The organism is Rhodococcus sp. 05-2255-3B1 (assembly GCF_002258545.1).
Classification (GTDB): Bacteria; Actinomycetota; Actinomycetes; order Mycobacteriales; family Mycobacteriaceae; genus Rhodococcoides.
On sequence record NZ_NOZC01000007.1, the window covers coordinates 50,065 to 75,311 of the forward strand.

The window sequence follows — 25,247 nt, forward strand, 5'->3', positions numbered from 1 at the left end:
GACTTCGCAATCACGGGTCGGGCTCGTGCAAGGAGAATCATGTCTATTCAGGACATCGATGCGCCGACCCGACTGTCGCTGGCCCCGCTGTGTCGGCCGGAACGTCGCGACACCCTGATGGCCCGCTACCGCGAGGTGGCCCACGCTCTGCCGCACGCCATCGCACTCGACGTCGACGGCACCTCACTCACCTTCGACGAGCTCCTGCATCGCGCCTACTCGTCGGCACGGAAGATCGCCACGCTCTTTCCCACCGATTCTCGGCCGCTCGCCGTGGAGACCGACGCGACGACGCATTCGATCGAGTTGATGCTCGCCGTCGTCGCAGCGGGCCATCCCCTGGTTCCACTGGACCCCATGCTTCCCGCCGAGCGTCGCGCCACGATCATCGACCAAGCGGGCGCGACAGCGTTGGACCCCGCCACCGTCGCCGCAGCCATCGACTCCTGTGTTCCACTGCCGACGCTGTCGGGCGACCACACTGCGGTGATCAATTACACCTCGGGATCCACCGGCACCGCCAAGGGTGTGATCCTCAGCCACCGCATGTGTCTGACCAAGGCATACGAGGTCGCCACCGCGTTGGCACTGAGCCCACACGACCGCGTCGGAAACTCCCTTCCGGTCAGCTTCGGTGCCGGCTTGAACACCCTGTTCGCGGGGTTGCTCAGCGGTGCCGCCGTGTACTGCCGCGACCCCAGGTCCGGTGTCCCCAGCAGCACCGTCGAGTGGGCAGCCGAGCATTCCCTGACCACGCTGCATTGCTCGTCGTCGCTGCTGCGCGCAGTCACCGGAGCCGATCACGGACCCATCGGGCGCGGGGCCGTGTCCACGCTGCGGGTGGTCGTCACGTACGGGGAATCCCTGCACTCCGACGATGCCGACGGCTTTCGGCGGCGATTCGACAGCCGCGCAACGGTGGTCAACTGGTACGCGACCACCGAAGCCGGTGCCGTCGCGTACAGCGAATACCCGCCCGAACGAGCGCTGCCGTCGGGCTTTCTCCCTGCAGGCAGGCCCATCACGGGCAAGCTCGTCGAAGTCGTGACCTCCGACGGTTCCACGTGTGCACCGGACGTGATCGGCGAAGTACGGGTGACGGCGAGCTGCCTGGCCGACGGCTACCTCGGCGGCGCCGGTCTGGACTCCCAACGATTCACCGCCCTCGGCGACGGACTGTTCCGGTATCGCACCGGCGATCTGGGCCGACTCGACGACCACGGGACGCTGCACCTGGCCGGACGCATCGACGACGCGGTCAAGGTGCGCGGATACCTGGTGGAGCCGGCCGAGGTCGAGGCAGCACTGCGCGCCATGCCGGAGATCGGCGACGCAGCGGTGATCGGTCGGACCTCCGGCACCGACACCGACCTGGTCGCCTACGTGTGCTCGGCTCGTTCCGGTCGGCGACCCTCCGTGGGCGAGATTCGAGCGTCGCTGCGCCGGACGCTGCCGGAATGGATGGTCCCCACCCACATCGTCGCGCTCGACGCGATGCCGCGAAACGAGCGCGGCAAGCTCGACCGAAGTGCACTGCCCGAGCCCGCCGATCGACGCGTCGAGCGCACGGCGGTCGGCCCGACCGAGTACATCGTGGCCGAGGCCGCGCGCACCGCGATCGGGCTGGACACCATCGGCCGGGACGAGGATTTCCTGGCGCTGGGCGGCAACTCGCTGACCACAACGGCGATGCTGGCTCACCTTCGTGAGAGCCTGAAGATCGATCTGACGCCGGAGGACGTGTTCACGGCGACCACCGTTCGAGCATTGGCCGTGACAGTCGATGCTCGCCTGGAGGAAGCAGCGACTGCGCGTCGGCGTACAACCGGCGAACACGATGTCCTCGTGCCGCTGCGCACCGAGGGCAGCAAGGCACCGATCTTCCTGATCGGCGGTGCAGGCGTCGGTGCGATGGCCTTTCTCAACCTCGTCAAGCACATCGACGAGGACCGCCCGGTGTATGCGCTGCAGGCGCACGGCCGAGGCAAGCGCGGACGCCCGGACCGAACGATTCGGCGAACCGCGAAGCGCTACGTCGACGCTGTTCGTACGGTCCAACCCGAGGGCCCGTTCCATCTGGTCGGTCACTCGCTCGGCGGCTGGATCGCCATCGCGATGGCGGAGGAGATCCGAGACTCCGGCCTCGGCTCCCCGCACCTGCTGCTTCTCGACACGCGGCTGTTCCGGCATCTGCTGGACAGGTTGCCCGGTGGTACCGAGGTTCCGGCTGCGCCGCCTGCTCGTACGCGAGAAGAAGCAGGCTTCCACCTCGGTCGCATCGGCACCGCCGCCCTCTGGGTACGGATGCGGTTCGCCGGGCTGCTGCGGTACCCGACGACAATGGAATGGTTGGTCTTCGCAAGCATCGGGTACGTGGCGTTGAACAAGCACGTGCCGACACCGTGGTCGGGTTCGATGACCGTGGTTCGCACAGCGGAGAACGTGAAGGATCTCAGGTCGTGGCAGGCGGTCGGCCGTGGTGAGCTGAGCTTCGTCGACATCCCCGGAGATCACGTCGACATGTTGCGCGAACCGATGGCCGAACACTTGGCCGAGACGATCGCGAACACCTTCGACGAGGCGGGGCTCGCGCGCTGACCGAGGGTCTGTCGCAGTGTCGGCTCAGCTTGTACGTTTGTGCCAGCGGCTCGCCGAGCCACGCGACGACCCGGGAATCACACGACGAGGAGGTCGACCATGAGTTCATCGTACGAATTGCAGTCGGTAGAACTACACAAGGACGTCCTGCGATACGTGGACATGGGCGACGGCCCTCCCGTGATTCTGGTGCACGGCCTGCTCGGATCGCATCAGTCCTGGGGCACGCAGCTCGAGCGTCTGTCGCAGAAGTATCGGGTCGTCGCGCCCGACCTGTTCGGCCACGGTGAATCCGACAAGCCCACCGGCGACTACTCGCTGAGTTCGCACTCGGCCACCATTCGCGACCTCATGGATCACCTGAACATCGACTCGGCCCCGATGGTCGGTCACTCGCTCGGCGGCGGCATCGTCATGCAGCTGACGTACCTCTTCCCCGAGCGGGTCGATCGCCTGGCGCTGGTCAGCAGCGGCGGCCTCGGCCCGGAAGTGAGCCTGCTCCTCAAGGCCGCGACGCTGCCCGGCAGTGAGCTGGTACTGCCACTGCTCGCATCGGACTGGTTCCGCAAGAACACCGAGGGCGCGCTTGCGCAGCTGGGCAGATGGGGTCTGCCGGTCAAGCCGGGTCCCAGCATGGCCGAGACCTGGCGGTCGTTCCGGTCCGTGGCCGACCGCTCCACCCGCGGCGCATTTCTGGCATCGACGCGTGCCGTGGTGGGCCCGCGTGGTCAGACCGTCAGCGCCAAGCAACATTTCGAGAAGTTCGAGTCGATTCCGTCGCTGCTCGTCTGGGGCGGCAAGGACCGGATGATTCCCGCCAAGCACGCCGACAACATTCGACGCGAGGTCCCGAACAGTCGCGTCGAGATCTTTCCCGACGCCGGCCACTTTCCCCAGCTCGACGAGCCGGACTTCTTCTTCCGACTGCTCGACGAATTCCTGGACTCCAACCGGACCGAGAAGAGCGCAGCCGAGGCGATCGCCCCGGCGGCTGTTCCGTTGCAGCACCCGTGAGCGTGACCCCGATGTTCCCGCTCGGCAGCGTGCTGCTCCCCGGCGAACGTCTGCCACTGCACATCTTCGAGCCGCGCTACCAGGCTCTGGTGCACGACTGCCTGAAGCAAGAAGATCCGAGCTTCGGTGTGGTGCTCATCGCGCGTGGGCACGAGGCCGGCGGCGGCGACGTACGGCACGACGTGGCGACGACCGCACACATCATCGGGCACGAGTCCATCGGCAACGGCCGATACCTGCTCGAGTGCGTCGGCGGTGAACGGATCAGGATCGACGCCTGGCTGCCGGACGATCCGTACCCACTGGCCGACGTCCGAGCGTGGCCGGACGAGGACACCGACGCGGTGATCGCCGACACCGAATTCGACGCCACCTGGGCGCGGGTCGAAGATCTCTACGAGCTGATCGGTCGACTCGAATCGGCGGAAAGCGTTGTCACACCCGGTGTTCCGGACTTCCTGGGCCTGCCCATCTCGGCCGCCGAGAAGATCTGGTCGCTGGCAGCACTGATTCCGATGGGTCAATCCGATCGACTGGACATCCTGTCTGCGCCGGACGCCCGAGCACGCATGACCGCTCTCGACGACGCCATCGAGAATGTGACCGCTGTCGTGCAGTTCAGACTGCAGCCCTGATCGACGAACCCCGCGGCACCACAGACGAGGGCACCACAGACGAGTCAGGCCCGACATCATCGATGTCGGGCCTGACTCGTGTAGTAGCGGGGACAGGATTTGAACCTGCGACCTCTGGGTTATGAGCCCAGCGAGCTACCGAGCTGCTCCACCCCGCGTCGGGTGTTCACCACGCTACATGCCATCTCGGCAGTCTCCCAATCGCCTGGTCAGCCGCACGCTCTACGGTTCAGGTATGCCCACCGAGCCTTCTCCTGTCCTGACCTTTCCGCACGCGGCGGTCGCCCAGATCACCTTGAGCAACCCGCCGGTGAACGCGCTGACCCGACCGGCGACGCGTCGACTGCGCGCCGTCCTTCGAGAGTTGGCCGACGATGCCGCGGTTCGGGCGGTCGTTCTCACCGGCGACCGGGTGTTCAGCGCCGGTTCGGACATCACCGAGATGCCCGAGATGCAGAACGACGGTGACGTGCTGGCCCGCAAGAGCAATCTCGAGAACGCCACCCTGGAATTGCTCGACGATCTGCCGCTGCCCACCGTCGCGGCAATTGGCGGATTCGCGTTGGGCGGCGGTCTCGAGCTGGCACTGTGCTGCGACCTCGTCGTCGCCGACGCGGGAGCTCGACTCGGACTCCCGGAGATCGACCTCGGTGTGATCCCCAGCAGCGGCGGCTCCATGCGTGCGCTGCGTCGGGTGGGTCAGGCCCGCGCCGCCGAGCTGGTGTTGCTCGGCGAGCCCGTATCGGCCGAGACTGCTCTGGAGTGGGGCCTGATCAATCGCGTCGCTCCGCGTGGACAGTCCTTGTCGATGGCCCTGGACTTGGCGCAGGCGCTGGCGCGAAAATCCCGCTCTGCTGTTCGGGCGAACAAGCAGGCCCTCGCGCTCACGTTCGGAGAGTCCCCCGGCCTACCGGCACGACGGGCGTTGCCGGTGTTCGAGGAGGCATTCGAGTCGGCGGACGGCAGGGAGGGTGTGCGCGCCTTCCTCGCCAAGGAGTCACCCGACTTCGGATAGGCGACGCCTGGCCAGAATCGTTGCGCCGGTGACGATCTCCCATCCGATGATGGTGTAGACCGAAATGCGCTCGAATGTTCCGCCGCCGAGGATTCCGGTGTCGGCGAGAAACAGGGCCAGCCCCACCAGGCCTGCAACTCCTGCGGTTGCACTGCTCACGGTGTACCAACGCGGCGCGCCGACGCGGCCGCCGTATCGGCCCGCCGCCAGCAGTACCAGATTGCCGCCGACGATCGCCATGCCCGCACCCACCGCATGGGGCGTCGAGGCCCCGTCGACGGAGGCGTGAGCGAGTCCGACGACGATGCTGCCGACACCGTGCACAACGGAGGTGCCGGCCACGATCCACCGCGCGCGGCCCTCGAAGAGAACCGCCAGTCCCAGCCCCGCCAGGACGAACAACGTGCCGTCGACGACGAAGCCGGTGTTCATCACCGCGTGCAGCGGCGAGATGTCCGGGATACCGAGGTCGCTGATGTTGTTGCGGGCGTAGCTGTACGGCCGATCGGTCCACCCCAGCGCGGCGACGGCCTCGGCGGCCAGATAGGTCACCCCGCCGACGAGGAACGCACCAGCGGCCAGGACGGTCGTTCTCTTCACAGCTGTTCGACCCATCTCGGCTCGACCCCGATGGGTCATTTCGCAGGCTCCACTCCCGGAGCCCCGATACACCTGGCGTGTACCGATTGGTACAGTACCGGCTCATGAGCGATCGCCACAACGTGGTGCCGATACTCGCAGGGGTGTTCCGCGACCACGGATTCGACGGATCGTCCCTCGCGGTCATCAGCAAACGGACCGGCCTGGGGAAAGGCAGCCTCTACCACTACTTTCCGCGGGGAAAGCAGGAGATGGCCGAGGCCGTCCTCGACGACGTCGAACTGTGGTTCCACCACAACGTGTTCGAGCCGTTGCGACACGGCACCGATGCCGCGTCGACCACCCACGAGATGTTCGAGCAGACCGCCCGATACTTCCGATCCAATCGACTGGTGTGCCTGTTCGGAGCGTTCACACTCGGTCTCGACCGTGCCGTGTTCTCGGGCCGCGTCGCAACGCATTTCACCCACTGGATCGACGCACTCACTCCGGTACTGAGCCGTATGGGACACGGCGACTCGGCCGCCGAACTGGCCGAGGAGATCGTGGCCGGAATACAGGGCGCGTTGGTGCTCTCGCGCGCCTCCGACGACGCCACCCGGTTCGATCGACTGCTGGCGCGCCTGGAAGCCTCGGCGGCGCGGGTTCCTGCAGGGGTGAACGCATGACGCCCGAGCCCCTGACACCGAAGCCGGCACCCGAGCTGAGGAAGTTCGGGGTACGAGAACTGTTGCGGCTCATCGTCATCGGCTCGGTGTTGGCGTACTTCCAATTCGTCGCGATCGGCCGCTGGGTGCGCGCGCCGCGGCGCGGATGGCCGCTGCACGCCTCGGAGGCCGTCGTCGACGCCTTCTTCGTTCTCGGTCCCACCTTCGTCAAGGTCGGGCAGTTGATGGGGTCCTCACCGGGGCTGTTTCCCAAGGTCCTCGCCGACACCTGTCTGCGCTGCCTCGACGAGGTGCCACCGTTCCCCGGGGCACAGGCGCGCGCCGTGATCGAGGCCGATCTGGGCCGCGGAATCGACGAGCTGTTCTCCTCGTTCGACGACGTGCCGCTCTCGTCCGCCTCGGTCGCTCAGGTGCATCTGTGTGTGCGCCGCGACAACGGCCGTGAAGTGGTCATGAAGGTGCAACGACGAGGCATCTACCACCGAATGAAGATCGACCTGCGTATCGCGTACCTCATCGCCCGCGGACTCGAGAAGTTCATTCCGTTCTTCGCCACGGCCAACGCGTCGGCCATCATCGTCGACCTGCACGCTGCCACGTTCGCCGAACTCGACAGCGCCGTGGAAGCCAAGCGTCAGGACAGCTTTCGCGCGGCAATCGGCGCGTTCGGCGACAACGAGCACGTCACCGCTCCCGAGGTTTTCCTCGACTACTGCGGTGGCCGTGTCATCTGCATGGAGCGCATGCACGGTTCCCCGCTCGACCGCTACGAGCCGGGGGATCAGTCCGAGCTCATAGTTCGTCGCGCAGCCAAGGTCTGGATGGAAGCCCTTGTGCTGCACGGCCTGTTCCACGGCGACGTGCACGCGGGCAACGTCTGGGTTCTCGACGACGGCAGGGTGGCGTTCCTCGACTTCGGAGTCATGGGCGAGGTGGACGAGCAGTGGCGCGCGCTACTGCTCGACCTGTTCCACGCCACCGTGATCGACGGCGACTTCACCCGGCTCGCCGGTACCGTCAAACGGCTGGGAATCGTTGCCCCACAGATGGGTTCGGACGCCGAAGTCGGTGCGATCCTACAGTCGGTCTTCGCTCCGATGCTCTCGGCAACCCTCGCGCACTTCAGCCTGGCGGACTTCATTCGAGCGCTGGTTGGCATGGGCAAGCAGTACAAGACGTCGAGCCCGGAGGAGTTGATCCTGGTGGCCAAGCAGCTCGGCTACTTCGAGCGGTACGCAATCGAACTCGCGCCCGACTGGGCTCTGGGAACCGATCCGTTCGTGTTCAAGAACGTCTTCCCTGCCGAGATCGCAGCCCTGGCCGAGGCAAGAGGCGTCGAGCTGCCGGAGTGAACCGGCAGCTCGACCGCAACTCAGCGCGTGAAGTCGAGCACCACTTTGCCTGCGGCAGTGCGGTTCTCCAGTGACGCGATAGCGGCGGCAGCGTCGGCGGCCGGGAACACCGACGGCTCGGGTGCGCTGAGCGATCCATCGGCGAGCAGCGGTTCGATCTCGGCCCACTGCGTGGCGAGGTAGCCCGGGCGCGTCATCCACCATGCACCCCAACCGACTCCGACGACGTCGACGTTGTTGAGCAGCAATCGGTTGACCTTGACCGTGGGGATCTCGCCACCGGTGAAGCCCAGCACCAGGATTCGGCCCGACGGCGCGAGCGAGCGAATGCTGTCGGTGAACCGGTCACCGCCCACCGGGTCGACCACGACGTCGACGCCACGGCCGCCGGTCAGTTCCTTGACCGCGTCCTTCCACCCGTCGACGAGCACCACGTCGGTGGCTCCGGCGGAACGGGCGATGTCGGCCTTGGCCTGCGAGCTCACGACGGCGATGACGCGAGATGCCCCGAGTACCGGAGCCATTCGCAGTGCGGAGGTTCCGATGCCCCCTGCTGCGCCGTGCACCAGGACCGTCTCGCCCGCAGCCAGACGGCCGCGTTCACGAAGCGCGAAGTGCACCGTCAGGTCGTTGAACAACAATCCTGCCCCCGCGGACAGGGACACCGACTCGGGTAGCGCGAAGACGGTGTCGGGTGAGACCACGGCGACCTCCGCCATACCGTCGCTCAGTCCCGTCAGCGCCGCGACGCGATCCCCGGCCGAGAAGCCGGACTCCGGCGGTGCCGACCGAACGATGCCGGCGATCTCGCTGCCGGGGACGAACGGCAACTCGGGCTTGTACTGGTAGAGGCCGCGGGTGAGCAACGCGTCGGGAAAGGCGACGCCGGCGGCATGAACCTCGATGACCACCGATCCGTCGCGCGCGGCAGGCTCGTCGACGTCCACCACGGTCACCGAATCGGGTCCGTCGAGGCTGGAGATCTGTACCGCACGCATGAGTTGTCCTCTCGGTCGGGATCGTTCCCTGCACGCCACCGTACAAAACAGCGAGTCCGACCGACGCTACCGGCATGTACTACGTGCTGGCCGAATGGGTCGTTCCGCAGGCTCCACTCCTGCTGTGCTCCAATCGAGGGATGAACACCACTCCCCTCACCGTCGTTCGGCCCGATGGTGATGCCCGCGGCGGCGTCATCGTCATCCAGGAGGCCTTCGGGGTCACCGACCACATCGTCGACGTCTGCAATCGCGTCGCGGCCGCAGGGTGGGTCGCGGTCGCTCCGCACCTGTTCCACCGGCAGGACGGCGTCACCGTGCTCGACTACTCGGACATGGATTCTGCCATGGCGGCCATCGGAGAACTCGAGGCGGACGAGGTGGACGCCGACGTGGACGCAGCGGCGACCGCACTGGCCGAACTCGGCTTCGAGCCCTCGTCCATCGCGATCGTCGGCTTCTGCATGGGTGGCAGTGTGGCGTTCCAGACCGCTGTTCGACGCCCCCTCGGTGCGGCCGCGACGTTCTACGGCGGCGGAATCACGCAGGGCCGCTTCGGCTATCCCGCGATGACCTCGGTGGGCGACGCACTCCAGACGCCGTGGCACGGGTTCTTCGGGGATCTGGACGAGGGCATCCCGTTCCAGGATGTGGAGACGCTGCGCGAGATCACCGCGACGGCACCGGTGGCCACCGAGATCACTCGCTACGCCCATGGCAAGCACGGATTCCACTGCGACGACCGCCCTGCCGTGTTCGACGCCGACGCCGCCGCCGATGCCTGGGGCAAGACTCTCGCGTGGTTCGACGCCCATGTCGCACGCTGAGCCGCCACGCTCCGACGCCGAACTTCTCGACGAGACCGAACGGATCGTCGCCTTCTGGACCGAGCTGTCCCTGCCCGGCCTCTTCGACGTCCACACGCACTTCATGCCGAAGAACGTGATGGACAAGGTGTGGAGCTATTTCGACAGTGCCGGTCCACTGACCGGCAGCGTCTGGCCCATCTCCTACCGGTTCGCCGAAGAACAACGGCTGGAGGTCATTCGGGGGTTCGGAGTACGGCGGTTCACGTCGATGATCTACCCACACAAGCCGTCGATGGCGGCCTGGCTCAACTCGTGGGGTGCCGACTTCGCGGCCCGGACCCCCGACTGCCTGCAGACCGCCACCTTCTATCCCGAGGACGGGGCCACCGAGTACGTCGAGCAGGCGTTGACGAACGGTGCTCGAATCTTCAAGTCGCACATCCAGGTCGGCAACTACTCACCGAACGACCCCTTGCTCGACGGCGTCTGGGGTGCCATCTCGGACGCGCAGGTACCCGTGGTGATCCACTGCGGTTCGGGCCCGGCACCGGGCACCCATACCGGACCGGAACCCATTGCCGCACTGCTGCAGCGGTTCCCGACGCTTCCGCTGATCATCGCGCACATGGGCATGCCGGAGTACAGCGACTTCCTCGATCTGGCCGATCGCTACCGGAACGTGCGGCTGGACACCACGATGGCGTTCACCGACTTCTCCGAGGCGGGCGCACCGTTCCCCGAACACGAGCGGCCACGGCTGCTCGAACTGCAGGATCGCATTCTGTTCGGCAGCGACTTCCCCAACATCCCGTACCCGTATCTGCATGCGCTGCAGGCCGTGAGCCGACTCGATCTCGGTGACGACTGGGTGCGTTCGGTCTGTTGGGGAAACGGCGCTGCACTGTTCGGCTAGAGAGGTCCTCTAGACCCAGAACTCGGCGATGCGTTCTGCGATGGCATTGCCCTGCGCTCGTCCGGCCACGGCTGCAGCCGATCGAACTGCGATGTCGGTGGCATCGGGGCCGATTGCGGCCGACGAATCGGCGTCGGGGGCAACGACCTCCACCTTCGAGCCACCCTTGATCAGCCGCTCTCGTTCGACGTCGAAGGGGTCGTGCTCCAGATCGAGGGCACCGACCCTGAACACCAGCACCTTCTCGAAACCGACTGCCAGATCGGCATTCTCGCTCGCCCGGATACCGCCGTCGACATAGCGGTGATCGCCTATGGTCACCGGCGGCCACATTCCCGGGATAGCGCAGCTCGCGGCCACGGCGTCGATCAGCTGGACGCCCGAGCCACGATCGAGTACCCGATGCCGACCGGTCACGGCATCGACGGTGACGATCCGCAGATCGCGATTGGGCCACGTGTGCGACGGCAGCCGGCGTTCGATGATCGCTCTGCGCTCACGCTCGGAGATCGTCGAGGCCGCCAGAGCTTCGGTGCCGATACGCCGACGCGTGTCGATGGCACTGCCGTCCGAGTTCTGGGCCGCCCGAGCCAGCATGGCGACCAGCTCGTCGATCGTCGCCTCGGCATGCGGTTCGTGGTCCTGCTTGGCCTCGTCCGCCTGACGCTCGAACAGCTCGGCCAACGTGGCTCCGCTCGAGATCTGGGCTGCGACCGAGGACCCCGCCGAGGTCCCCAGCAGCATCTCGGCGTCGCTGACGTCTGCTCCCGATTCGGCCAATCCCAGTAGGACACCCGTCTGCCACGCAATACCTGCGACTCCGCCGCCGCCCAATACGAGTGCTCGCCTGGTCATGGTCGTACCCCCTTCTTCGAAAGATCCGTCAGGAACTTACAGCGCCGGTGTGTACACGGGGACGTAGCCAAGCGATGAGGTCGTCGAGTACGCGCTCCTTCTCCGGTTCGTTGAACACTTCGTGGAACAGTCCGTCGTACTTCTTCAGGGTCAGGTCGTCGGATCCGGCACGCTCGGCGATCAGTTCACTGCCCGAGACATCGGCCAATCGGTCTGCAGTTCCGTGCTGCAGCAGCACGGGAATCCTCAGCGCAGGCAGTCGCGTCGGGAAGGTCTCACCGACACCCAGCATGGCTGCGGCCAGGCCGGCCGAAACCGCGCCGTGGTAGCCCAGCGGATCGGCGACGTAGGCATCGACCACGTCGCGATCGCGGGAGACGAGAGCGGGGTCGAGCTTCAGCACGGGAACTGCCGGTACGAAACGTCCGAGGACCTTACCCACGGCCACCAGGGCTTTCGGCTGACCGACACTGGGGGCCACCGCGGGCCCGGACAGCATCAGGCCGTCGAGGTCGTCTTGGTGGTCGAGGGCGTACGACAGTGCGATGGCGCCACCCATGCTGTGGCCGAGCAGGAAGGTGCGCTGATTCGGATGCTCGGCGGCGGCGATGCCGAACAGTGTGTGCAGGTCGTCGGTGAAGTCGGACCACTTCTCCAGCGACACCCGTTTGCCGCCGGATCGTCCGTGGCCGCGGTGGTCGGGTGCATAGACGACGAGCCCGAGGGAGCCGAGTCGTTCGATGACGTGCCGGTACCGGCCGGCGTGCTCGGCCAGGCCGTGAGCCAGCACCACGATCCCGGTCGACGTGCTCTCCGGTGTCCAGACGTCGTAGACGATTCGGGTTCCGTGAACGCCGACGAACGACGACTCGACATGCTTCATTCGGTCACCGTACAAGGGCGGCGGGGCCTTCGACGGCTCATCGGCGAACCCACAGATTTTTGCTTGGGTAACTATCATCGTGGAACGGGCGATGTAGTTGTGACACGCCACTACCGATCAGTCCTCGCACCCCGGGGGCACGGCACCGACCAGGAGTGAAGAATCAAGAATGCGTGACGAGTCCGCCACGAGCACGTCGCCGCGGTGGCGCGACCCCAAACGCTACCTGTGGCCGCTGGGGTTGATCATTCCTCTGAGCCCGTTCCTGGCCTGGGGGCTGGTATCTCTCCTCGGCCCCGGGGCGTTCTGGACCCTCGGCCTGATGATCATGGGTGTCGCCCTACCGCTGGTGGACAGGTTCGCCGGGGTGGATCGCAGCAATCCTCCGGACGAGGCGATCGCCGCGCTGGAGAACGATCCGTACTACCGCTGGTGCGTCTACCTGTTCCTGCCGCTGCAGTACGCGGGGCTCGTCGCGGCCTGTTATCTGTGGGCGCACGGGCCGTTGGGAGTTCCCGAGCGAATCGGCCTCGCGATCACCGTCGGAATCGTCGGTGGAGTGGGCATCAACGCCGCACACGAACTGGGTCACAAGCGGGCGCGCCTCGAACGTTGGCTCTCGAAGGTGACGTTGGCACAGACCCTGTACGGCCACTTCTACGTCGAACACAACCACGGACACCATCTGCGTGTAGCGACCCCGGAGGACCCGGCATCGGCGAAGTTCGGCGAATCGTTCTGGAAGTTTCTGCCGCGCACCATCGTCCACGGCCTGCGCTCGGCCTGGACGCTGGAATCCCGACGCCTCGCCCGGCAGGGCCTGTCACGGTGGTCGTACCGAAACAATCTGTTCAACGCCGGGGCGATGAGCGTCGCGCTGTTCGCCGTACTGATCGCCGTCTTCGGCACCGTGATCGTTCCGTACCTGCTGATTCAGGCCGCGATCGCCATCGTGCTGTACGAGGCAGCGAACTACCTCGAGCACTACGGATTGCTGCGACAGAAACGGCCGAGCGGCCGCTACGGAAAGCCGACCCACCGGGACAGCTGGAACAGTGACCACCTGTGGAGCAACCTGTTCCTCTACCACCTGCAACGGCACAGCGACCATCATGCGAATCCGGTGCGCCGATACCAGTCGTTGCGCACCGTCGACGAATCCCCGCAGCTACCGGCCGGCTACGCGGTGATGATCTTCTGCGCGCTGGTTCCGCCGCTGTGGCGCACGGTGATGGATCAGCGTCTGGTCGACTTCTACGACGGTGACGCAGACCTCGTCAACGTCGATCGGTCCGACGCGAGGGCAGTGCGGAAGCTCAAGCAGCTGTGTGTCGAGCGAGCCGAGGCCAGATTCCCCGCGCCCTGATAGGCCCGCGGGTCGAGGGACAGCGGCTCCTAGCCGAAGTCACAGGCTGAAATCACACTCGGTAACGGGGCAGTGCTACCTTGACGTGATGGTTGAGCGGACGACACGTGAGCAAATCGCCGCATTCGTCGCCGAGCGCGATTGGTCCCAATTTCATAGCCCGGAGAACCTCGCCAAGAGCATTGCAATCGAAGCCGGCGAACTTCTCGAGTGCTTTCAATGGAGCTCCGAAGCAGATGAGGCCGATGTTCGCGGTGAACTCGCTGACGTCTTGACTTATTGCCTACTCTTGGCCGACAAGCTCGGAGTGGACCCTGATCAGATCGTCCAGAACAAGCTGGCCATCACCCGTGAAAAATATCCGGTTGATAAGGCCTTCGGGCGCAGCGAGAAGTATGACGCCCTTTGAGATCCAGCGCTTGGACTTCACTACGGCCTCGATAGTCGACTGGACACCGCCGAACCCTCGGTACAGAAACTGGCCAGTCGTGTACGTCATCGACGGTGACGCGCTCCCAGGCCGAGGCGAACTGCTCCGCAATGTGTACGTCGGCGAAACCCTGAATGCCGTCAGCAGGATGAGACAACACCTCGAGAATTCAGAGAAACGACAACTCAGCAGTGTGCGAATCATTCTCGATGACAAGTTCAACAAGTCAGTATGCCTTGACCTTGAGTCCTACTTAATTCGCCTACTTGCGGGCGATGGAACCTTTCGAGTACTTAATCGGAATAGTGGCGTCGTCGAGTCGGATTACTTCGAACGTGACTCATACCGGACGAGCTTCAAGGATGTCTTCCAGTCACTTCGCGACGATGGAATGTTCACGCGATCGATCGCTGAGATCGAAAACAGCGACCTTTTCAAGCTGTCGCCATTCAAAGCCTTGACGCACGATCAGGCCGTTGCCGTCGAGGGAATTGTCGAAGGGCTACTCGAAGATCTTGAGTCGCCCAAGTCGAACAGCATGAGTGTCGTTCAGGGATCGCCCGGGACCGGCAAGACCGTCGTCGCAATCTATCTACTGAAATTGCTTATGGATATCGCTTTCTCACGCCCCGAGGACATAGTGGACAACAACTCGATATTCTCAGAGTTCTTTGTCGACGAAAATCGGGAACGACTCAGCCAAGTCAAAATTGGTCTCGTCGTACCGCAGCAGTCTCTGCGTACATCGATTCAACGCGTGTTCGGAAAGACCCCCGGCCTACGACCCGACATGGTGCTGACGCCGTTTGATGTGGGAAAAGCGAAAGGCAGCTACGATGTCTTGATAGTTGACGAAGCACACCGGTTGAACCAGCGAGCGAATCAACCGTCAGGTGGCCAGAACAAGCTGTTCTCAGAGATCAACATCGCATTGTTCGGGTCCGACGATCCCGCCAAGACCCAACTCGACTGGATCAAGGCCAAAAGCGATCATCAGTTGCTACTCGTCGACGGCGCGCAACGTGTGCGACCCGCAGACCTGCCACTCGCGAGACTGCAGGCGTTGACGATCGATGCGGAAAAAGATATGCGGCTCTACAAACTCATGTCGCAAATGCGAGTCCGCGCGGGGGAAGACTACGTGTCGTACGTCCGCAGAATTCTCGGAGCAGAAACCAACCTCAAACAACTACGGCCAGAATCCTTTGCCGACTATGACTTTCAACTCTTCGATAGCCTTTCCACTATGCGCGAAGAGATCCACAAGCGCGATGCAGAGGTAGGGCTCGCTCGACTCGTCGCCGGCTACGCGTGGAAGTGGAAGTCCAAAAGAGACAAAGCGGCTTGGGATATCGAGCTGGATGGGGAGCAGTTGCGTTGGAACGGGAAGCAGGTCGATTGGATTGCGTCTCCCGGTTCATTAGCCGAGGTCGGCTCAATCCACACCGTCCAAGGCTACGACCTCAACTATGCAGGCGTCATTGTCGGCGCAGACCTGCGATACGAACAGGGCAGGGGACTATTCATCGATCGCGACTCGTATTTTGACTCGAAGGGCAAGGAGAATAACGCCAAGCTCGGCATCGAGTACAGCGACGATGATCTTCTGCAGTTCATCACGAACATCTACGCAGTACTGCTGACACGCGGAATGCTGGGCACGTACGTCTACGTTGTAGATTCGGGTCTACGCGAATATTTGGCTCGCTTCATCCCGCCGCACAGCCACGAATAGTCTGGATCGGGTTGGGCCACTTGTTGCGCAGTTGCACTGACAGCTCACACCGCTGCAGGTTCGTCGGTCTGCGCGCGCAGATAGCGGCCGAAGTGCGGCACCGTGAAGGCGATGGTTCCTCGTTCGGCCGAGTAGATCAGGCCCTTCTTGATCAGTCCGTCCCGCGCAGGCGACAGTGACGCCGGCTTGCGCCCCAGCTCGGTCGCCACGGCCGAGGTCGGTACCGAGCCGTCGTCCACCGACAGTTCGGCCATCGCACGCATGTATTCGCGCTCGGCCGGCGTTGCCCGTTCGTAGCGAGAACCGAAGAATCCGACGGCCAGTTCCTCCTCCGCCGTCGGGGCGGCGACGCGCACGTCCTCGACGGTGATCGGGGTGTCGGCCGCGAGGTCCCACGTCGCCTTGCCGTACGCCTGGACGAAGTACGGGTAGCCGTCGGCGGCCGCGTACAGCGCATCCAGAGCGTCCGGAGTGAATTCGACATCCTCCCGGTCGGCCGGGGCGATCAGGGCCAGATCGGCCGCCGCTCGTTCGAGTCGGCCGATCCGGTGGTAGCTGAACAGGCGCTCCGAGTAGCTCTTGGACGCCGAGAGCACCGCGGGCAAGTGCGGCAGCCCGGCCCCGACGATGATCAGCGGCGCGGTGTCCTGGCTGAGCTCGTGGCAGGCCGCACACAGCGCGGAGATATCGGCGGGTCCCAGATCCTGCATCTCGTCGATGAAGATGGCGATGCCCACGCCCACGTCGCCGGCCAGCGCGGAGGCGTCGAGCAGCAGTTCCACGAGGTCGATCTCGATGTCGCCGGAGTCGGCGCGGCCGGTCTTGGCCGGGACGTCGATGCCGGGTTGCCAGCGTTCCCGCATGCCCTTGTCCGCGGTGGCGCGCAGTGCGAAGGCCTTGAGCACGCCGAGGAACTCGTCGACGCGTTCGGGATCGCGATGCGAGGCCGCAATCCCACGAACCGCCATGTGCAGCGCCGACGACAGCGGTCGACGCAATTCCTGGTCGGGGCGAGCCTCGATCTTGCCGGTGCCCCATCCGCGGGCGATCGCGGCGGAGCGGAGTTGGTTGAGCAGCACCGTCTTCCCGACGCCTCGCAGCCCGGTGAGTACGACGCTGCGTTCGGGTCGGCCGCGGGTGATGCGTTCGAGCACGACGTCGAAGGCGTCGAGCTGCTTCTTTCGGCCTGCGAGCTCGGGTGGGCGCTGGCCGGCGCCGGGAGCGTAAGGGTTACGCACGGGGTCCATGGGGCCAAAGTTACAACGAATCGTGCGATATATGCGGACATCTAGCTCGTGTCCTAGAGATCTGTATTCGCTCGATACTTGCGCGCCAGTCCAGGTCGCGGCTAAGTTCGTCGCTGTGAAGCGCATTCTCGTAGTACGCCGCCGTAGCGGGGTCTGATTCGGACCGACCCCTCGCTGCGGGTCGTCGTGCTATCTCGGTCCTCCCTTCACACCCGGAAGACCACTCCCATGAATGCACTTGCTTCTTCTTTCGCCACAGATCCTTTCCACGCCCGTTTCGGCTGCGCTCTGCCGCGCACGATGCGGGACCAGATCGCCGAGTCCACCTGGCACTCCATGACGTGGACGGCCTTCACCGACCGCTTCTCGCCCACCACCGGGCCTCTTCGGCTCGGATCGTGGACCGGGACGAAGTCCACCGGCTGCAAGATCGAGTTCGACGCCACCTTCGGCATCGGCGACACGATCATCGCCTGTGCTGCAACGACATACGGTCCGATCGAGGCGTTGACGTCGATGCTCCACGACGCCGGATTCCGGATCGAGATCCTCTCGTTCCACCAGCAGATCATCGGCGACGAGACGGCAACCTTCATCCTCGCCGAGCACGACGGTCGTCGCGAATGGTCGATGGGCATGGCTGCCGACGCCGACCTGTCGTCGATCAGGGCCATCCTCGCCGGGGCGAACATCCTGCATCGGTAGCGCTTTCTTCCCCTGTCTAGCGCTCGTGCAAGACAGGGGAAGAACTCGCTAGGGCATCTCGATCGTCTCGGCCCGGTGGACTTCGGCCAGTGCACGGCGCAGGTAGGTCTCGGCGCGACCGCGACGCACCGCGAGTAGGTCCGCGACCACCAACAATGCGTGCGCAGGCCTGGGCTTCGTACGCGATTGCTGTTCGACGTCGGCGACGCCCAAGGCTCCGGTGAGCACCTCGACGAATCCCGCGATGTCCAGGTTCGGCAGCCAGTCCGCGCCTCGCACGGTCCGGCCCAGTACCTCCTGGACGTTCTCGCCGGTCAATCCATCGCTATGTACCTCTTCGAGCAACGTGCGTACCATTTCGGCATGCACGTGCCCGGCCTGCGCCGAGTCCGAGCGGCCCAATAGTTCGACGGCGTCGTCGAACGCGATCGGATCCCGCGCCGCAACGGCGGCGAGGGCATCGTTCGTGGCATCGGCGATTCTTCGGACCTCGACGGGCCATTCGGCAGGCCAGGCGATGGGGACGCGACTCGGGGGAGTCGACGCCGGGGCAGGGGGAATCGACACGGGGGAGGAGTCGGTCATCACAGCAGTCTCTCACTCGACTCCGACACGGTTCCTTTTACCTGTAACTGGTGTTTATACTAAAGCGCGCACTGTGGCATCGGCCACACATGCGGATGTGGAGGAAGTGGCTCGATGAACGAACGGAACACCGTCGCCTCGGATCCCGGCGAAGTGATGCTGCAGGCCAGGAACGTGAAGTTCGACTGGACCGATCTGCCGATGCACTGGGTGCCGGGTGACCCGTACACCACGCACGTCCTCAACGTGCTGCACCTGTTGCTGCCTGCCGGTGAGCACTGGTTCGTCGACACGTTCAAAGAGGCCCTGCCGTACATCGACGACGAGAAGCTGCGCGACGACGTCATCGGCTTCATCGGCCAGGAGGCCGTGCACGCCGAGGCCCACACCGGCGTACTCGTTCACCTCGAGGCCAAGGGGCTCGACCCCAAGCCGTTCACCGATCAGATGGAATGGACCTTCGGCAAAGTACTCGGAGCCGATTCGGTGACGAGCCTGCGGGCGAAGAACAACCTGGTCGAGCGCTTGGCCCTGATCGCAGCAATCGAACACGTGACGGCGTTCCTCGGCGACTGGGTGCTCAACGCGGACGGTCTCGACCGCGCGGGCATCCACCCCACCATGCTCGATCTGCTGCGCTGGCACGGTGCCGAAGAAGTCGAGCACCGCTCGGTCGCCTACGACACGCTCCGATACTTCGACAAGCGCGAGGTCCGTCGCCTCCGAACCTTCGTGCTGGTCGTGCCGTTGATGGCGTACATCTGGATGCGCGGGATCATCTTCCTGATGAAGAACGACCCGGAGCTGCAGTCCGCCCCGAGATCCGTGCGCAAGCCTCGGTCGGCTCTGTGGCGGAAGTCGGTCAGACGCGGCACCCTGCCCGCGTTGACGCACGTCGGTCGCAGCATGTCGCGCTACCTCAGGAAGTCGTACCACCCCAGCCAGGAGGGCTCGACAGCGCAGGCCGTCCGATACCTCGCGTCCTCGCCGGCCGCGCAGGCTGCGGCGAGGTGAAGCTCACCTCGCGTCGCGTCCCGCGGCTGCTTCCCAAGGATGCGCCGCCCGATCTGCGCGGACGGGCACATCCCGATCGGTCGATGCAGCTTCTCGGCACGTTTCTCAACGGATACATGCGTGCGGCTGCCGGTGCGGAGTACGACGAGGCCGTCGCCGGCCACAATCCCGATTCCGCGTTGACGTTGGTCGTCACCGAACGCGAGATCGTCGCCGAGGACAACGATGTCGCGGCCATCACGCTCGCCTCGCCGACGGGGGATCAGCTGCCGATCTGGCATCCGGGCTGCCATCTCGATCTGCACCTGCCCTCCGGCCGCCGCCGCCAGTATTCGTTGTGCGGCAACCCGGCCGATCGCAGCTCCTACCGAATCGCGGTACGTCGAATCCCCACCGGCGCAGGTGGATCCATCGAGATGCACGGGCTCGAGCCGGGCACCGAGGTGACCGTCCGCGGTCCCCGCAACGGATTCCCGTTCGTCGGTGAGGGCAGCGCCCTGTTCGTCGCAGGCGGCATCGGCATCACTCCCATCATCGCGATGGTCCGAGCGGCACGGATTCTCGGCATGGACTGGCAGTTCGTGTACTGCGGTCGATCTCGCGACACGATGCCGTTCCTCGACGAGATCGAGAGCTGGGAGTCGGACCGCGTGTTCGTGCGCACCGACGACGTCTACGGTTACCCCACCGAGGGCGAACTACTCCAGCGTGCACCCGCAGGAGGTGCCGTCTACTGCTGTGGCCCCACCCCCATGCTCGACGCCGTGCGCCGCGATTTTCGCCAGTGCCCGGCCACGGCACTGCATTTCGAGCGTTTCGGCCCGCCGCCCATTCTCGACGGCACTCCGTTCGAGGTGCAGCTGATCAGCACCGGTGCCGTGCTCGACGTCGCGGCCGACGCGTCGGTGCTGACCGCGGTCAAGGAACAGAAACCGAACATCGCATACTCGTGCCAGCAGGGCTTCTGCGGTACCTGCAAGGTTCGGGTGCTCTCGGGTGAGCCCGAACATCTCGAATCTCGGCTCACTCCCGAAGAACAACGTGATCACATGCTCATCTGCGTCTCCCGGGCACGCAGCGGGCGTCTCGTACTCGATCTATAGAACGGAAAACACTGTTGAGCAGCAACGCAGTTCGGACGACGGTCGTCAACGAGGGGATCCGCCTGGCGGTGTTCGAGAGCGGCAACCCCGAGGGTGATGCCATCGTCCTCGTCCACGGGTGGCCCGATACCCACGAGCTGTGGAGCCACATCGTCCCCCAGCTGGAGGACCGCTTCCGGGTGATCAGCTACGACTCCCGCGGAGCAGGCGAGAGCACGGTTCCCACCGAGCAGTCCGCCTACAAGCTGGCGCGTCTGGCCTCGGATTTCTACGCTGTCGCCGACGCCGTCAGCCCCGACGCCCCGGTACACGTGCTCGCCCACGACTGGGGTGCCGTGGAGGTATGGGAAGCCGCCGCCCAGCCGCGTGCGAAGGACCGAATCCGCTCGTACACATCCATTTCCGGCCCGAACCTCGATCACCTCGGCAAGTGGTCGCAGTCGCGGCTGCGCAAACCCACCCTCACCGGTATCAAGCAGGTGCTCGCCCAGGTACGCGCGTCGTGGTACACCGTCACCTTCCACATCCCCCTCCTCGCCAAGCTGCGGATCAAACGGCAGTTCGCCAAGGGATGGCCCGCGTTTCTCGAAGAGTTCTCGGGCGTCGATCCCTCCCTCGTCACCCAGAACCCCACGCTGTGGTCCGACGCCACCAACGGCACCAATCTGTACCGCGCGAATATTCTTCCCATTCTGGGCAATCCACGCGACCGACACATCGACATCCCGGTCCAGCTCATCGTCAACACCGAGGACGTCGCCGTGCGGCCGTATCACTACGACGACACCGGCAAGTGGGTGAAAGACCTGACCCGCAACGACATTCCGGCCGGACACTGGTCGCCGATCTCCCATGCCGACGACATCGCGAGGTTGACGAGAGAATTCATCGACTCGTTGGACACTCGAGCCGGTCAGGGGACCAATATCAGTTTGTGACGGGTGAGTGGGGCTCGCTTCCACGCGCTCGCCACCTCGGCCAGCGGGACGTTCTCGTACTCCACGGTGATCTTGCCGGCCACGGCCCAGTCGGTCAGGGTTCGGTAGGCCTGCGCTGTGGCCTCCGGACCGTAGTGCAGCGGCATGAACCCGACGACGGTCGCCCCGAGCGATCGAAGGAGCTGCGCCGGAAGGGTGACCTCCGCACCGGCTCGGTCGCCGACCTGAACCAGACGAACGAGCCGATTTCCTGCGCGCAGTGCGGCCAGAGCGACTGTGCCCCAGGTGTAGTCGACCACGACGTCCGCCCCGGAGGATGCGTGCCGAATGGCGGACGACAGTTCGTCGACGCTCTTGTCGCCGACGGCCACCGTCGCTGTGGCGCCGAGTTCTCGGGTGGCGTCGAGTGCGCTCTCGTCGCGCCCGACCACCGTGATCGATCCGGCCCCGAGCAGCGTGGCGGCCTGCACTGCCAATCGTCCGACGACCCCGGTGCCACCGAGAATCACCACGCTCTCCCCGTCCTTCATCCGGCCACCGTGGGTCAGCGGCATCAGCGCCGCAAGGCCGGCATTGCCGAGCGTCGCTGCGGTCGAGAAATCCAGCCCATCGGGTAATTCCACGAGCGACGCCGTCGGTACCAGCGCCTGCTGGGCCATCGAACCGTAGGGCGGGACCGGCGGGCAGAAATAGACTCGGCGACCGTCCTGCGTGGTGCCCGTGCCTTCGATACCGCTCACGGTCGGCAGTGACTGCGGGCTGAGGTAGTGGGTGCCCGCGGCGATGACGATATCGACGGCATTGAGTGTCGCCGCCGCCACGTCGACCACCTCCATGCCGGGTGCCGGTTCCGGGTCGGCGTGGTCGGCGTACGTGGGCACTCCGAATTCGGTCAGAACTGCGGCTTTCATCCGTCCCCCTGTGAAGCGAATCGATATTCACTGAATCAATATTCAGTGTGTATCGTGACGGCAGAGGTGTCAACAGGGAGGGTGTGACGATGGCGGCCACGAGCCGGGCGCAGCAGGCCGAACAGACGCGCATCGAGCTGGAGAACGCCGCCCGCGTCGTGTTCGCCCGGTCCGGTTACCTCAACACCAAGATCGTCGACATCACCCGGCAAGCCGGCCGCGCAGCGGGGTCGTTCTACAACCATTACTCCGGCAAGGACGAACTACTGCTGGCGTTGGCCGAGCAAATCGGTGTGGATGCCGACATCATCGTCGCCACTCAGGATCCGACGGCCCGCGACCGCCCCACGATGCGGCCACACGTGGAAGTCTTCTGGCAGTTGATGACTCGACACCGCGTGGTGATCGATGCCCTCCGCGACGCCGCACTCGTCAATGCGGACTTCGCCGAGCGAGTGCACCGATTCACGCAGGTCCAGTTCGAGCCGTGGGTGAACCGCCTCGCGAATTTCGAGAAGGCGGGCGTCGAGCTACCGGCATCCCCGGCCACCACCGCGATGCTGATCGGCGGTGCGGCGGAGAACTTCGCCCGGCTGTGGCAGGGCTCGCCCGAGCAAGGACTCGACGCTCTGGTGGCGTTCGTCGATCGGGGAGTCTTCGGTCCGGCCGCTCGGTGAATCCACTCAGTGAGCCAGGTGCCCACGCAGCGTCGACCCGGTGTAGTCCACTCGAAAGATGCCGCGCTGCTGCAATATAGGGACCACCTGATCGACGAAGTCGACGAGCGAGTCCGGGTAGCGAGGGCACATCAGGTTGAACCCGTCGGCACCACGACCGATCCACGACTGCATCTCGTCGGCGATCGACTCCGGTGTGCCGATCATCGTGGCGTGGCCGCCGCCGGCCGCGAGGGTGCCGAGCAGTTCCCGCACGGTGGGAGCATCCTTCTCGATGATCCGCAGAATCGTCTCGTAGCGCCCCTGCGGTCCGGTGAACTCCGCTGCCGGTGGCAGAGTCGGTACCGGAGCATCGAGTTCCCAAGCAGCGCAGTCCTGCCCGGTGAATGTCGACAGCATCGCCAACGACTGCTCGGTGGGGAGCAGCAGATCCAGTTCGGCTTTCTTGCGGCGGGCTTCGTCCATGGTCGAGCCGATATAGGTCACCAGACCCGGCATGATCCCCACCGTCGCGCTGTCGCGACCCGCATGGCGGATTCGCGTCTTCACGTCCTCGTAATAGCGTTGCGCTGCCACGAGATCGTAGGCGACGGCGTAGATCGCCTCGGCATACTTGGCCGCCAGTTCGCGGCCCGGTCCCGACGCTCCGGCCTGAAACAGGACCGGACGACCCTGCGGCGACCGCGGTACCGTCAACGGACCGTCGACCCGAAAGTGCTTGCCGTCGTGATCGATCGAGTGCACCTTGGCCGGATCGGCGTAGTTGCCACACCGATCGAGTGTCAACGCGTCGGCATCCCACGAATCCCACAGCGCCAGAGCCGTATCGACGAATTCCTCGGCGCGCGCGTAGCGCTCCTCACGAGCCGGAATTGCGTCCATTCCGTGATTGCGCGCCTCGGCGTCGAACATGGAGGTGACCACGTTCCAACCGGCCCGGCCGCCGCTGATGTGATCGAGCGACGCCAGCATGCGTGCCGCATGGAACGGGGTGTAGAACGTCGACGACACGGTGGTGACGAGCCCGATGCGCGTGGTGGCCCTGGCCATGGCCGACAGCGCGGTGATCGGCTCGAGGAACCAGGTGCCGGCCCCGGCGGGATCGCGAACCGAATGTCCGTCGGCGAAGAACACGGCGTCGAACTTTCCCCGTTCGGCGAGTTGCGCGAGTTCCTCGTAGTACGAGATGTCGCCCAGGTCCTCCACCCGCGAATCGGGGTGCCGCCACGCCGCACTGTGGTGCCCGCAACCGTAGAGAAAAGCGTTGAGGTGCATGTCAGTCCTTGACCAGGCCGCCGTCGACGACGAGGTTCTGACCGGTGACCGACCGCGCCCACGGCGAGGCGAAGAACAGCAGTGCGTCGGCGAATTCCTCGGGGGTGGTGACGCGTTGCAGCGGAGTCGACGCAGCGATGAAGTCGAACACCTCGGCCGGAGTGGCCGCGCTGGCGTCGGTGGTGCGCAGCAGTCCACCCGAGACCATGTTGACGGTGATGTTGTCCGCGCCCAGATCGGCGGCAAGAGTGCGGGTCAGGGAGAGCAGCGCCGCCTTGGACGCCGTGTAGTCGTGGTACGGCACCACGGGATTCTGGAACAAGTTGGTGCCCACGTTGACGATTCGGCCGAACCCGGTCTCGCGCATACCCGGCAGTGCAGCTTGGGTGGTGAGCAACGCCGCGCGGACGCTGCCGCGCAGTTGCGCGTCGAAACGCTCCCAGGTGATGGTGTCGGCCTTGGGGCGGGCATCGCCGTCGAAGGAGAAATCGGCAAGTGCGTTGTTGACGACGGTGGTGATCGGGGTGCCGAAGTGCTCACGTGCAGTGCCGAACAGCGCGGCGACGGCCGACTCGTCGGTGACGTCACCCTGCACTGCGATCGCGTTCTCGCCGAGCCGGTCTGCCAGCGCCTCGGCAGCATCTTTGCTGTTGCGGTAATCGATCACCACACGTGCACCCTCACCGGCGAACGCCGCGGCGATCGCTGCTCCCAGTCCGCGTCCACCGCCGGTGATCAACACTGTCTGCTCGTCGAATTTCATGCGCCTCGCCTCTCGTTCGAGGTCGGGACCGTCACGAGGGGACAGGAATACCGAACGTCACGACATTCCCTTCGCTGGTCCTAACCAGATCAGGTTCGACGGGTGTGTTCTCAGCCCCTGGGGGCACCCCGTGTCGCGCTCGACTGTACCCACCGGTC

The 25,247-nt window shown here is 65.1% G+C and carries 25 protein-coding genes, 1 tRNA gene and 1 riboswitch; of the genes, 16 read left to right on the forward strand and 10 right to left on the reverse strand.

Going from position 1 to position 25,247, the window contains the following annotated elements:
• Positions 1 to 39: 39 nt before the first annotated feature.
• From CH249_RS04380 to CH249_RS04390, 3 genes are all read left to right on the forward strand, one after another.
• Positions 40 to 2,598 carry an alpha/beta fold hydrolase gene (locus CH249_RS04380; RefSeq protein ID WP_094682501.1) on the forward strand — a complete coding sequence of 853 codons (2,559 nt, stop codon included), beginning with the start codon at positions 40 to 42 and terminating at the stop codon, positions 2,596 to 2,598.
• A 99-nt stretch (positions 2,599 to 2,697) separates the two neighbouring features.
• Entirely contained in the window at positions 2,698 to 3,612 is a 915-nt protein-coding gene (locus CH249_RS04385) for an alpha/beta fold hydrolase (RefSeq protein WP_045197511.1), read from the forward strand.
• Entirely contained in the window at positions 3,609 to 4,247 is a 639-nt protein-coding gene (locus tag CH249_RS04390; RefSeq protein ID WP_032396804.1) for an LON peptidase substrate-binding domain-containing protein, read from the forward strand. Before CH249_RS04385 ends, CH249_RS04390 begins: the two co-directional genes overlap by 4 nt.
• A gap of 84 nt (positions 4,248 to 4,331) precedes the next feature.
• On the opposite strand, the gene CH249_RS04395 is transcribed toward CH249_RS04390, so the two are convergent.
• Positions 4,332 to 4,405 (reverse strand) — tRNA-Met (locus CH249_RS04395).
• A 77-nt stretch (positions 4,406 to 4,482) separates the two neighbouring features.
• On the opposite strand from CH249_RS04395, the gene CH249_RS04400 reads away from it, so the two are divergent.
• Entirely contained in the window at positions 4,483 to 5,262 is a 780-nt protein-coding gene (locus CH249_RS04400; RefSeq protein WP_179272822.1) for an enoyl-CoA hydratase/isomerase family protein, read from the forward strand.
• Here CH249_RS04400 and CH249_RS04405 read toward each other — a convergent pair.
• The gene (locus CH249_RS04405) at positions 5,245 to 5,862 is read right to left on the reverse strand and encodes a DUF998 domain-containing protein (RefSeq protein ID WP_179273128.1); all 618 of its coding nucleotides are present in this window, start codon (positions 5,860 to 5,862) and stop codon (positions 5,245 to 5,247) included. The two genes, CH249_RS04400 and CH249_RS04405, sit on opposite strands and share 18 nt — an antisense overlap.
• A gap of 104 nt (positions 5,863 to 5,966) precedes the next feature.
• Here CH249_RS04405 and CH249_RS04410 point away from each other — a divergent pair, with 104 nt between their 5' ends.
• Positions 5,967 to 6,530: a TetR/AcrR family transcriptional regulator gene (locus CH249_RS04410; protein ID WP_179273129.1), complete on the forward strand. Its 564-nt coding sequence runs from the start codon at positions 5,967 to 5,969 to the stop codon at positions 6,528 to 6,530.
• Positions 6,527 to 7,882 (forward strand): AarF/ABC1/UbiB kinase family protein, encoded by a 1,356-nt coding sequence (locus tag CH249_RS04415; protein WP_032396806.1) that lies wholly within the window; start codon positions 6,527 to 6,529, stop codon positions 7,880 to 7,882. The genes CH249_RS04410 and CH249_RS04415 overlap by 4 nt, the downstream gene beginning before the upstream one ends.
• 20 nt (positions 7,883 to 7,902) lie before the next feature.
• Here the strand turns inward: CH249_RS04415 and CH249_RS04420 are convergent, their stop codons facing one another.
• Positions 7,903 to 8,880 carry an NADPH:quinone oxidoreductase family protein gene (locus CH249_RS04420; protein WP_032396807.1) on the reverse strand — a complete coding sequence of 326 codons (978 nt, stop codon included), beginning with the start codon at positions 8,878 to 8,880 and terminating at the stop codon, positions 7,903 to 7,905.
• Between the two features lie 140 nt (positions 8,881 to 9,020).
• On the opposite strand from CH249_RS04420, the gene CH249_RS04425 reads away from it, so the two are divergent.
• Both CH249_RS04425 and CH249_RS04430 read left to right on the forward strand, forming a co-directional pair.
• On the forward strand, positions 9,021 to 9,707 hold the full coding sequence (locus CH249_RS04425; protein ID WP_032397293.1) for a dienelactone hydrolase family protein: 687 nt from the start codon (positions 9,021 to 9,023) through the stop codon (positions 9,705 to 9,707).
• Complete coding sequence (locus CH249_RS04430) at positions 9,694 to 10,602, forward strand: amidohydrolase family protein (protein ID WP_045197515.1); 909 nt, start codon at positions 9,694 to 9,696, stop codon at positions 10,600 to 10,602. The genes CH249_RS04425 and CH249_RS04430 overlap by 14 nt, the downstream gene beginning before the upstream one ends.
• Before the next feature lie 9 nt (positions 10,603 to 10,611).
• Here CH249_RS04430 and CH249_RS04435 read toward each other — a convergent pair whose 3' ends face one another.
• Positions 10,612 to 11,457, reverse strand: coding sequence for a patatin-like phospholipase family protein (locus CH249_RS04435; RefSeq protein WP_032396808.1), 846 nt, complete (start codon positions 11,455 to 11,457; stop codon positions 10,612 to 10,614).
• A 28-nt stretch (positions 11,458 to 11,485) separates the two neighbouring features.
• Complete coding sequence (locus CH249_RS04440; RefSeq protein WP_094682499.1) at positions 11,486 to 12,340, reverse strand: alpha/beta hydrolase; 855 nt, start codon at positions 12,338 to 12,340, stop codon at positions 11,486 to 11,488.
• Positions 12,341 to 12,509: 169 nt separating this feature from the next.
• On the opposite strand from CH249_RS04440, the gene CH249_RS04445 reads away from it, so the two are divergent.
• The 3 genes from CH249_RS04445 (at position 12,510) to CH249_RS04455 (ending at position 15,871) form a co-directional block, all read left to right on the forward strand.
• Entirely contained in the window at positions 12,510 to 13,706 is a 1,197-nt protein-coding gene (locus tag CH249_RS04445) for an alkane 1-monooxygenase (RefSeq protein ID WP_094682498.1), read from the forward strand.
• Between the two features lie 88 nt (positions 13,707 to 13,794).
• Positions 13,795 to 14,115: a nucleotide pyrophosphohydrolase gene (locus tag CH249_RS04450; protein ID WP_094629144.1), complete on the forward strand. Its 321-nt coding sequence runs from the start codon at positions 13,795 to 13,797 to the stop codon at positions 14,113 to 14,115.
• Between the two features lie 79 nt (positions 14,116 to 14,194).
• A complete protein-coding gene (locus CH249_RS04455) occupies positions 14,195 to 15,871 on the forward strand; it encodes a DNA/RNA helicase domain-containing protein (RefSeq protein WP_256988101.1) in 1,677 nt (558 codons plus the stop codon).
• Between the two features lie 44 nt (positions 15,872 to 15,915).
• On the opposite strand, the gene CH249_RS04460 is transcribed toward CH249_RS04455, so the two are convergent.
• Entirely contained in the window at positions 15,916 to 17,118 is a 1,203-nt protein-coding gene (locus tag CH249_RS04460) for an ATP-binding protein (RefSeq protein ID WP_032396811.1), read from the reverse strand.
• A 228-nt stretch (positions 17,119 to 17,346) separates the two neighbouring features.
• On the opposite strand from CH249_RS04460, the gene CH249_RS04465 reads away from it, so the two are divergent.
• Positions 17,347 to 17,823 carry a 2-isopropylmalate synthase gene (locus tag CH249_RS04465; protein ID WP_094682496.1) on the forward strand — a complete coding sequence of 159 codons (477 nt, stop codon included), beginning with the start codon at positions 17,347 to 17,349 and terminating at the stop codon, positions 17,821 to 17,823.
• A gap of 48 nt (positions 17,824 to 17,871) precedes the next feature.
• Here the strand turns inward: CH249_RS04465 and CH249_RS04470 are convergent, their stop codons facing one another.
• Positions 17,872 to 18,408 (reverse strand): hypothetical protein, encoded by a 537-nt coding sequence (locus CH249_RS04470; protein WP_230596940.1) that lies wholly within the window; start codon positions 18,406 to 18,408, stop codon positions 17,872 to 17,874.
• 114 nt (positions 18,409 to 18,522) lie between these two features.
• Here CH249_RS04470 and CH249_RS04475 point away from each other — a divergent pair, with 114 nt between their 5' ends.
• From CH249_RS04475 to CH249_RS04485, 3 genes are read left to right on the forward strand one after another with little or no spacing between them, the layout of a single operon-like run.
• Positions 18,523 to 19,422, forward strand: a complete 900-nt coding sequence (locus tag CH249_RS04475) for a metal-dependent hydrolase (protein ID WP_032396813.1) — start codon at positions 18,523 to 18,525, stop codon at positions 19,420 to 19,422.
• Positions 19,419 to 20,525 carry a PDR/VanB family oxidoreductase gene (locus CH249_RS04480; RefSeq protein WP_032396814.1) on the forward strand — a complete coding sequence of 369 codons (1,107 nt, stop codon included), beginning with the start codon at positions 19,419 to 19,421 and terminating at the stop codon, positions 20,523 to 20,525. The genes CH249_RS04475 and CH249_RS04480 overlap by 4 nt, the downstream gene beginning before the upstream one ends.
• A 14-nt stretch (positions 20,526 to 20,539) precedes the next feature.
• Positions 20,540 to 21,463 (forward strand): alpha/beta fold hydrolase, encoded by a 924-nt coding sequence (locus CH249_RS04485; RefSeq protein WP_094682495.1) that lies wholly within the window; start codon positions 20,540 to 20,542, stop codon positions 21,461 to 21,463.
• Here CH249_RS04485 and CH249_RS04490 read toward each other — a convergent pair.
• A complete protein-coding gene (locus CH249_RS04490; protein WP_094682494.1) occupies positions 21,439 to 22,374 on the reverse strand; it encodes a zinc-binding dehydrogenase in 936 nt (311 codons plus the stop codon). The genes CH249_RS04485 and CH249_RS04490 overlap by 25 nt on opposite strands.
• Positions 22,375 to 22,463: 89 nt before the next feature.
• Here CH249_RS04490 and CH249_RS04495 point away from each other — a divergent pair, with 89 nt between their 5' ends.
• Entirely contained in the window at positions 22,464 to 23,051 is a 588-nt protein-coding gene (locus CH249_RS04495) for a TetR/AcrR family transcriptional regulator (protein WP_032396816.1), read from the forward strand.
• Between the two features lie 6 nt (positions 23,052 to 23,057).
• Here CH249_RS04495 and CH249_RS04500 read toward each other — a convergent pair whose 3' ends face one another.
• Positions 23,058 to 24,326 carry an LLM class flavin-dependent oxidoreductase gene (locus CH249_RS04500; protein WP_094682493.1) on the reverse strand — a complete coding sequence of 423 codons (1,269 nt, stop codon included), beginning with the start codon at positions 24,324 to 24,326 and terminating at the stop codon, positions 23,058 to 23,060.
• A gap of 1 nt (position 24,327) precedes the next feature.
• Positions 24,328 to 25,089: a 3-oxoacyl-ACP reductase gene (locus CH249_RS04505; RefSeq protein ID WP_094629137.1), complete on the reverse strand. Its 762-nt coding sequence runs from the start codon at positions 25,087 to 25,089 to the stop codon at positions 24,328 to 24,330.
• A 48-nt stretch (positions 25,090 to 25,137) separates the two neighbouring features.
• Positions 25,138 to 25,230, reverse strand: a riboswitch (TPP riboswitch).
• Positions 25,231 to 25,247: the final 17 nt, after the last annotated feature.

Excerpts from the sequence above, each read along its gene's own strand:
- CH249_RS04490 (WP_094682494.1), bottom strand. The coding sequence starts at position 22,374 with ATGAAAGCCGCAGTTCTGACCGAATTCGGAGTGCCCACGTACGCCGAC.
- CH249_RS04435 (WP_032396808.1), bottom strand. The coding sequence starts at position 11,457 with ATGACCAGGCGAGCACTCGTATTGGGCGGCGGCGGAGTCGCAGGTATT.
- CH249_RS04400 (WP_179272822.1), top strand. The coding sequence starts at position 4,483 with ATGCCCACCGAGCCTTCTCCTGTCCTGACCTTTCCGCACGCGGCGGTC.
- CH249_RS04495 (WP_032396816.1), top strand. The coding sequence starts at position 22,464 with ATGGCGGCCACGAGCCGGGCGCAGCAGGCCGAACAGACGCGCATCGAG.
- CH249_RS04465 (WP_094682496.1), top strand. The coding sequence starts at position 17,347 with ATGAATGCACTTGCTTCTTCTTTCGCCACAGATCCTTTCCACGCCCGT.
- CH249_RS04445 (WP_094682498.1), top strand. The coding sequence starts at position 12,510 with ATGCGTGACGAGTCCGCCACGAGCACGTCGCCGCGGTGGCGCGACCCC.
- CH249_RS04430 (WP_045197515.1), top strand. The coding sequence starts at position 9,694 with ATGTCGCACGCTGAGCCGCCACGCTCCGACGCCGAACTTCTCGACGAG.
- CH249_RS04425 (WP_032397293.1), top strand. The coding sequence starts at position 9,021 with ATGAACACCACTCCCCTCACCGTCGTTCGGCCCGATGGTGATGCCCGC.
- CH249_RS04410 (WP_179273129.1), top strand. The coding sequence starts at position 5,967 with ATGAGCGATCGCCACAACGTGGTGCCGATACTCGCAGGGGTGTTCCGC.
- CH249_RS04475 (WP_032396813.1), top strand. The coding sequence starts at position 18,523 with ATGAACGAACGGAACACCGTCGCCTCGGATCCCGGCGAAGTGATGCTG.
- CH249_RS04505 (WP_094629137.1), bottom strand. The coding sequence starts at position 25,089 with ATGAAATTCGACGAGCAGACAGTGTTGATCACCGGCGGTGGACGCGGA.
- CH249_RS04385 (WP_045197511.1), top strand. The coding sequence starts at position 2,698 with ATGAGTTCATCGTACGAATTGCAGTCGGTAGAACTACACAAGGACGTC.
- CH249_RS04450 (WP_094629144.1), top strand. The coding sequence starts at position 13,795 with ATGGTTGAGCGGACGACACGTGAGCAAATCGCCGCATTCGTCGCCGAG.
- CH249_RS04500 (WP_094682493.1), bottom strand. The coding sequence starts at position 24,326 with ATGCACCTCAACGCTTTTCTCTACGGTTGCGGGCACCACAGTGCGGCG.
- CH249_RS04415 (WP_032396806.1), top strand. The coding sequence starts at position 6,527 with ATGACGCCCGAGCCCCTGACACCGAAGCCGGCACCCGAGCTGAGGAAG.
- CH249_RS04460 (WP_032396811.1), bottom strand. The coding sequence starts at position 17,118 with ATGGACCCCGTGCGTAACCCTTACGCTCCCGGCGCCGGCCAGCGCCCA.
- CH249_RS04470 (WP_230596940.1), bottom strand. The coding sequence starts at position 18,408 with ATGACCGACTCCTCCCCCGTGTCGATTCCCCCTGCCCCGGCGTCGACT.
- CH249_RS04440 (WP_094682499.1), bottom strand. The coding sequence starts at position 12,340 with ATGAAGCATGTCGAGTCGTCGTTCGTCGGCGTTCACGGAACCCGAATC.
- CH249_RS04420 (WP_032396807.1), bottom strand. The coding sequence starts at position 8,880 with ATGCGTGCGGTACAGATCTCCAGCCTCGACGGACCCGATTCGGTGACC.
- CH249_RS04380 (WP_094682501.1), top strand. The coding sequence starts at position 40 with ATGTCTATTCAGGACATCGATGCGCCGACCCGACTGTCGCTGGCCCCG.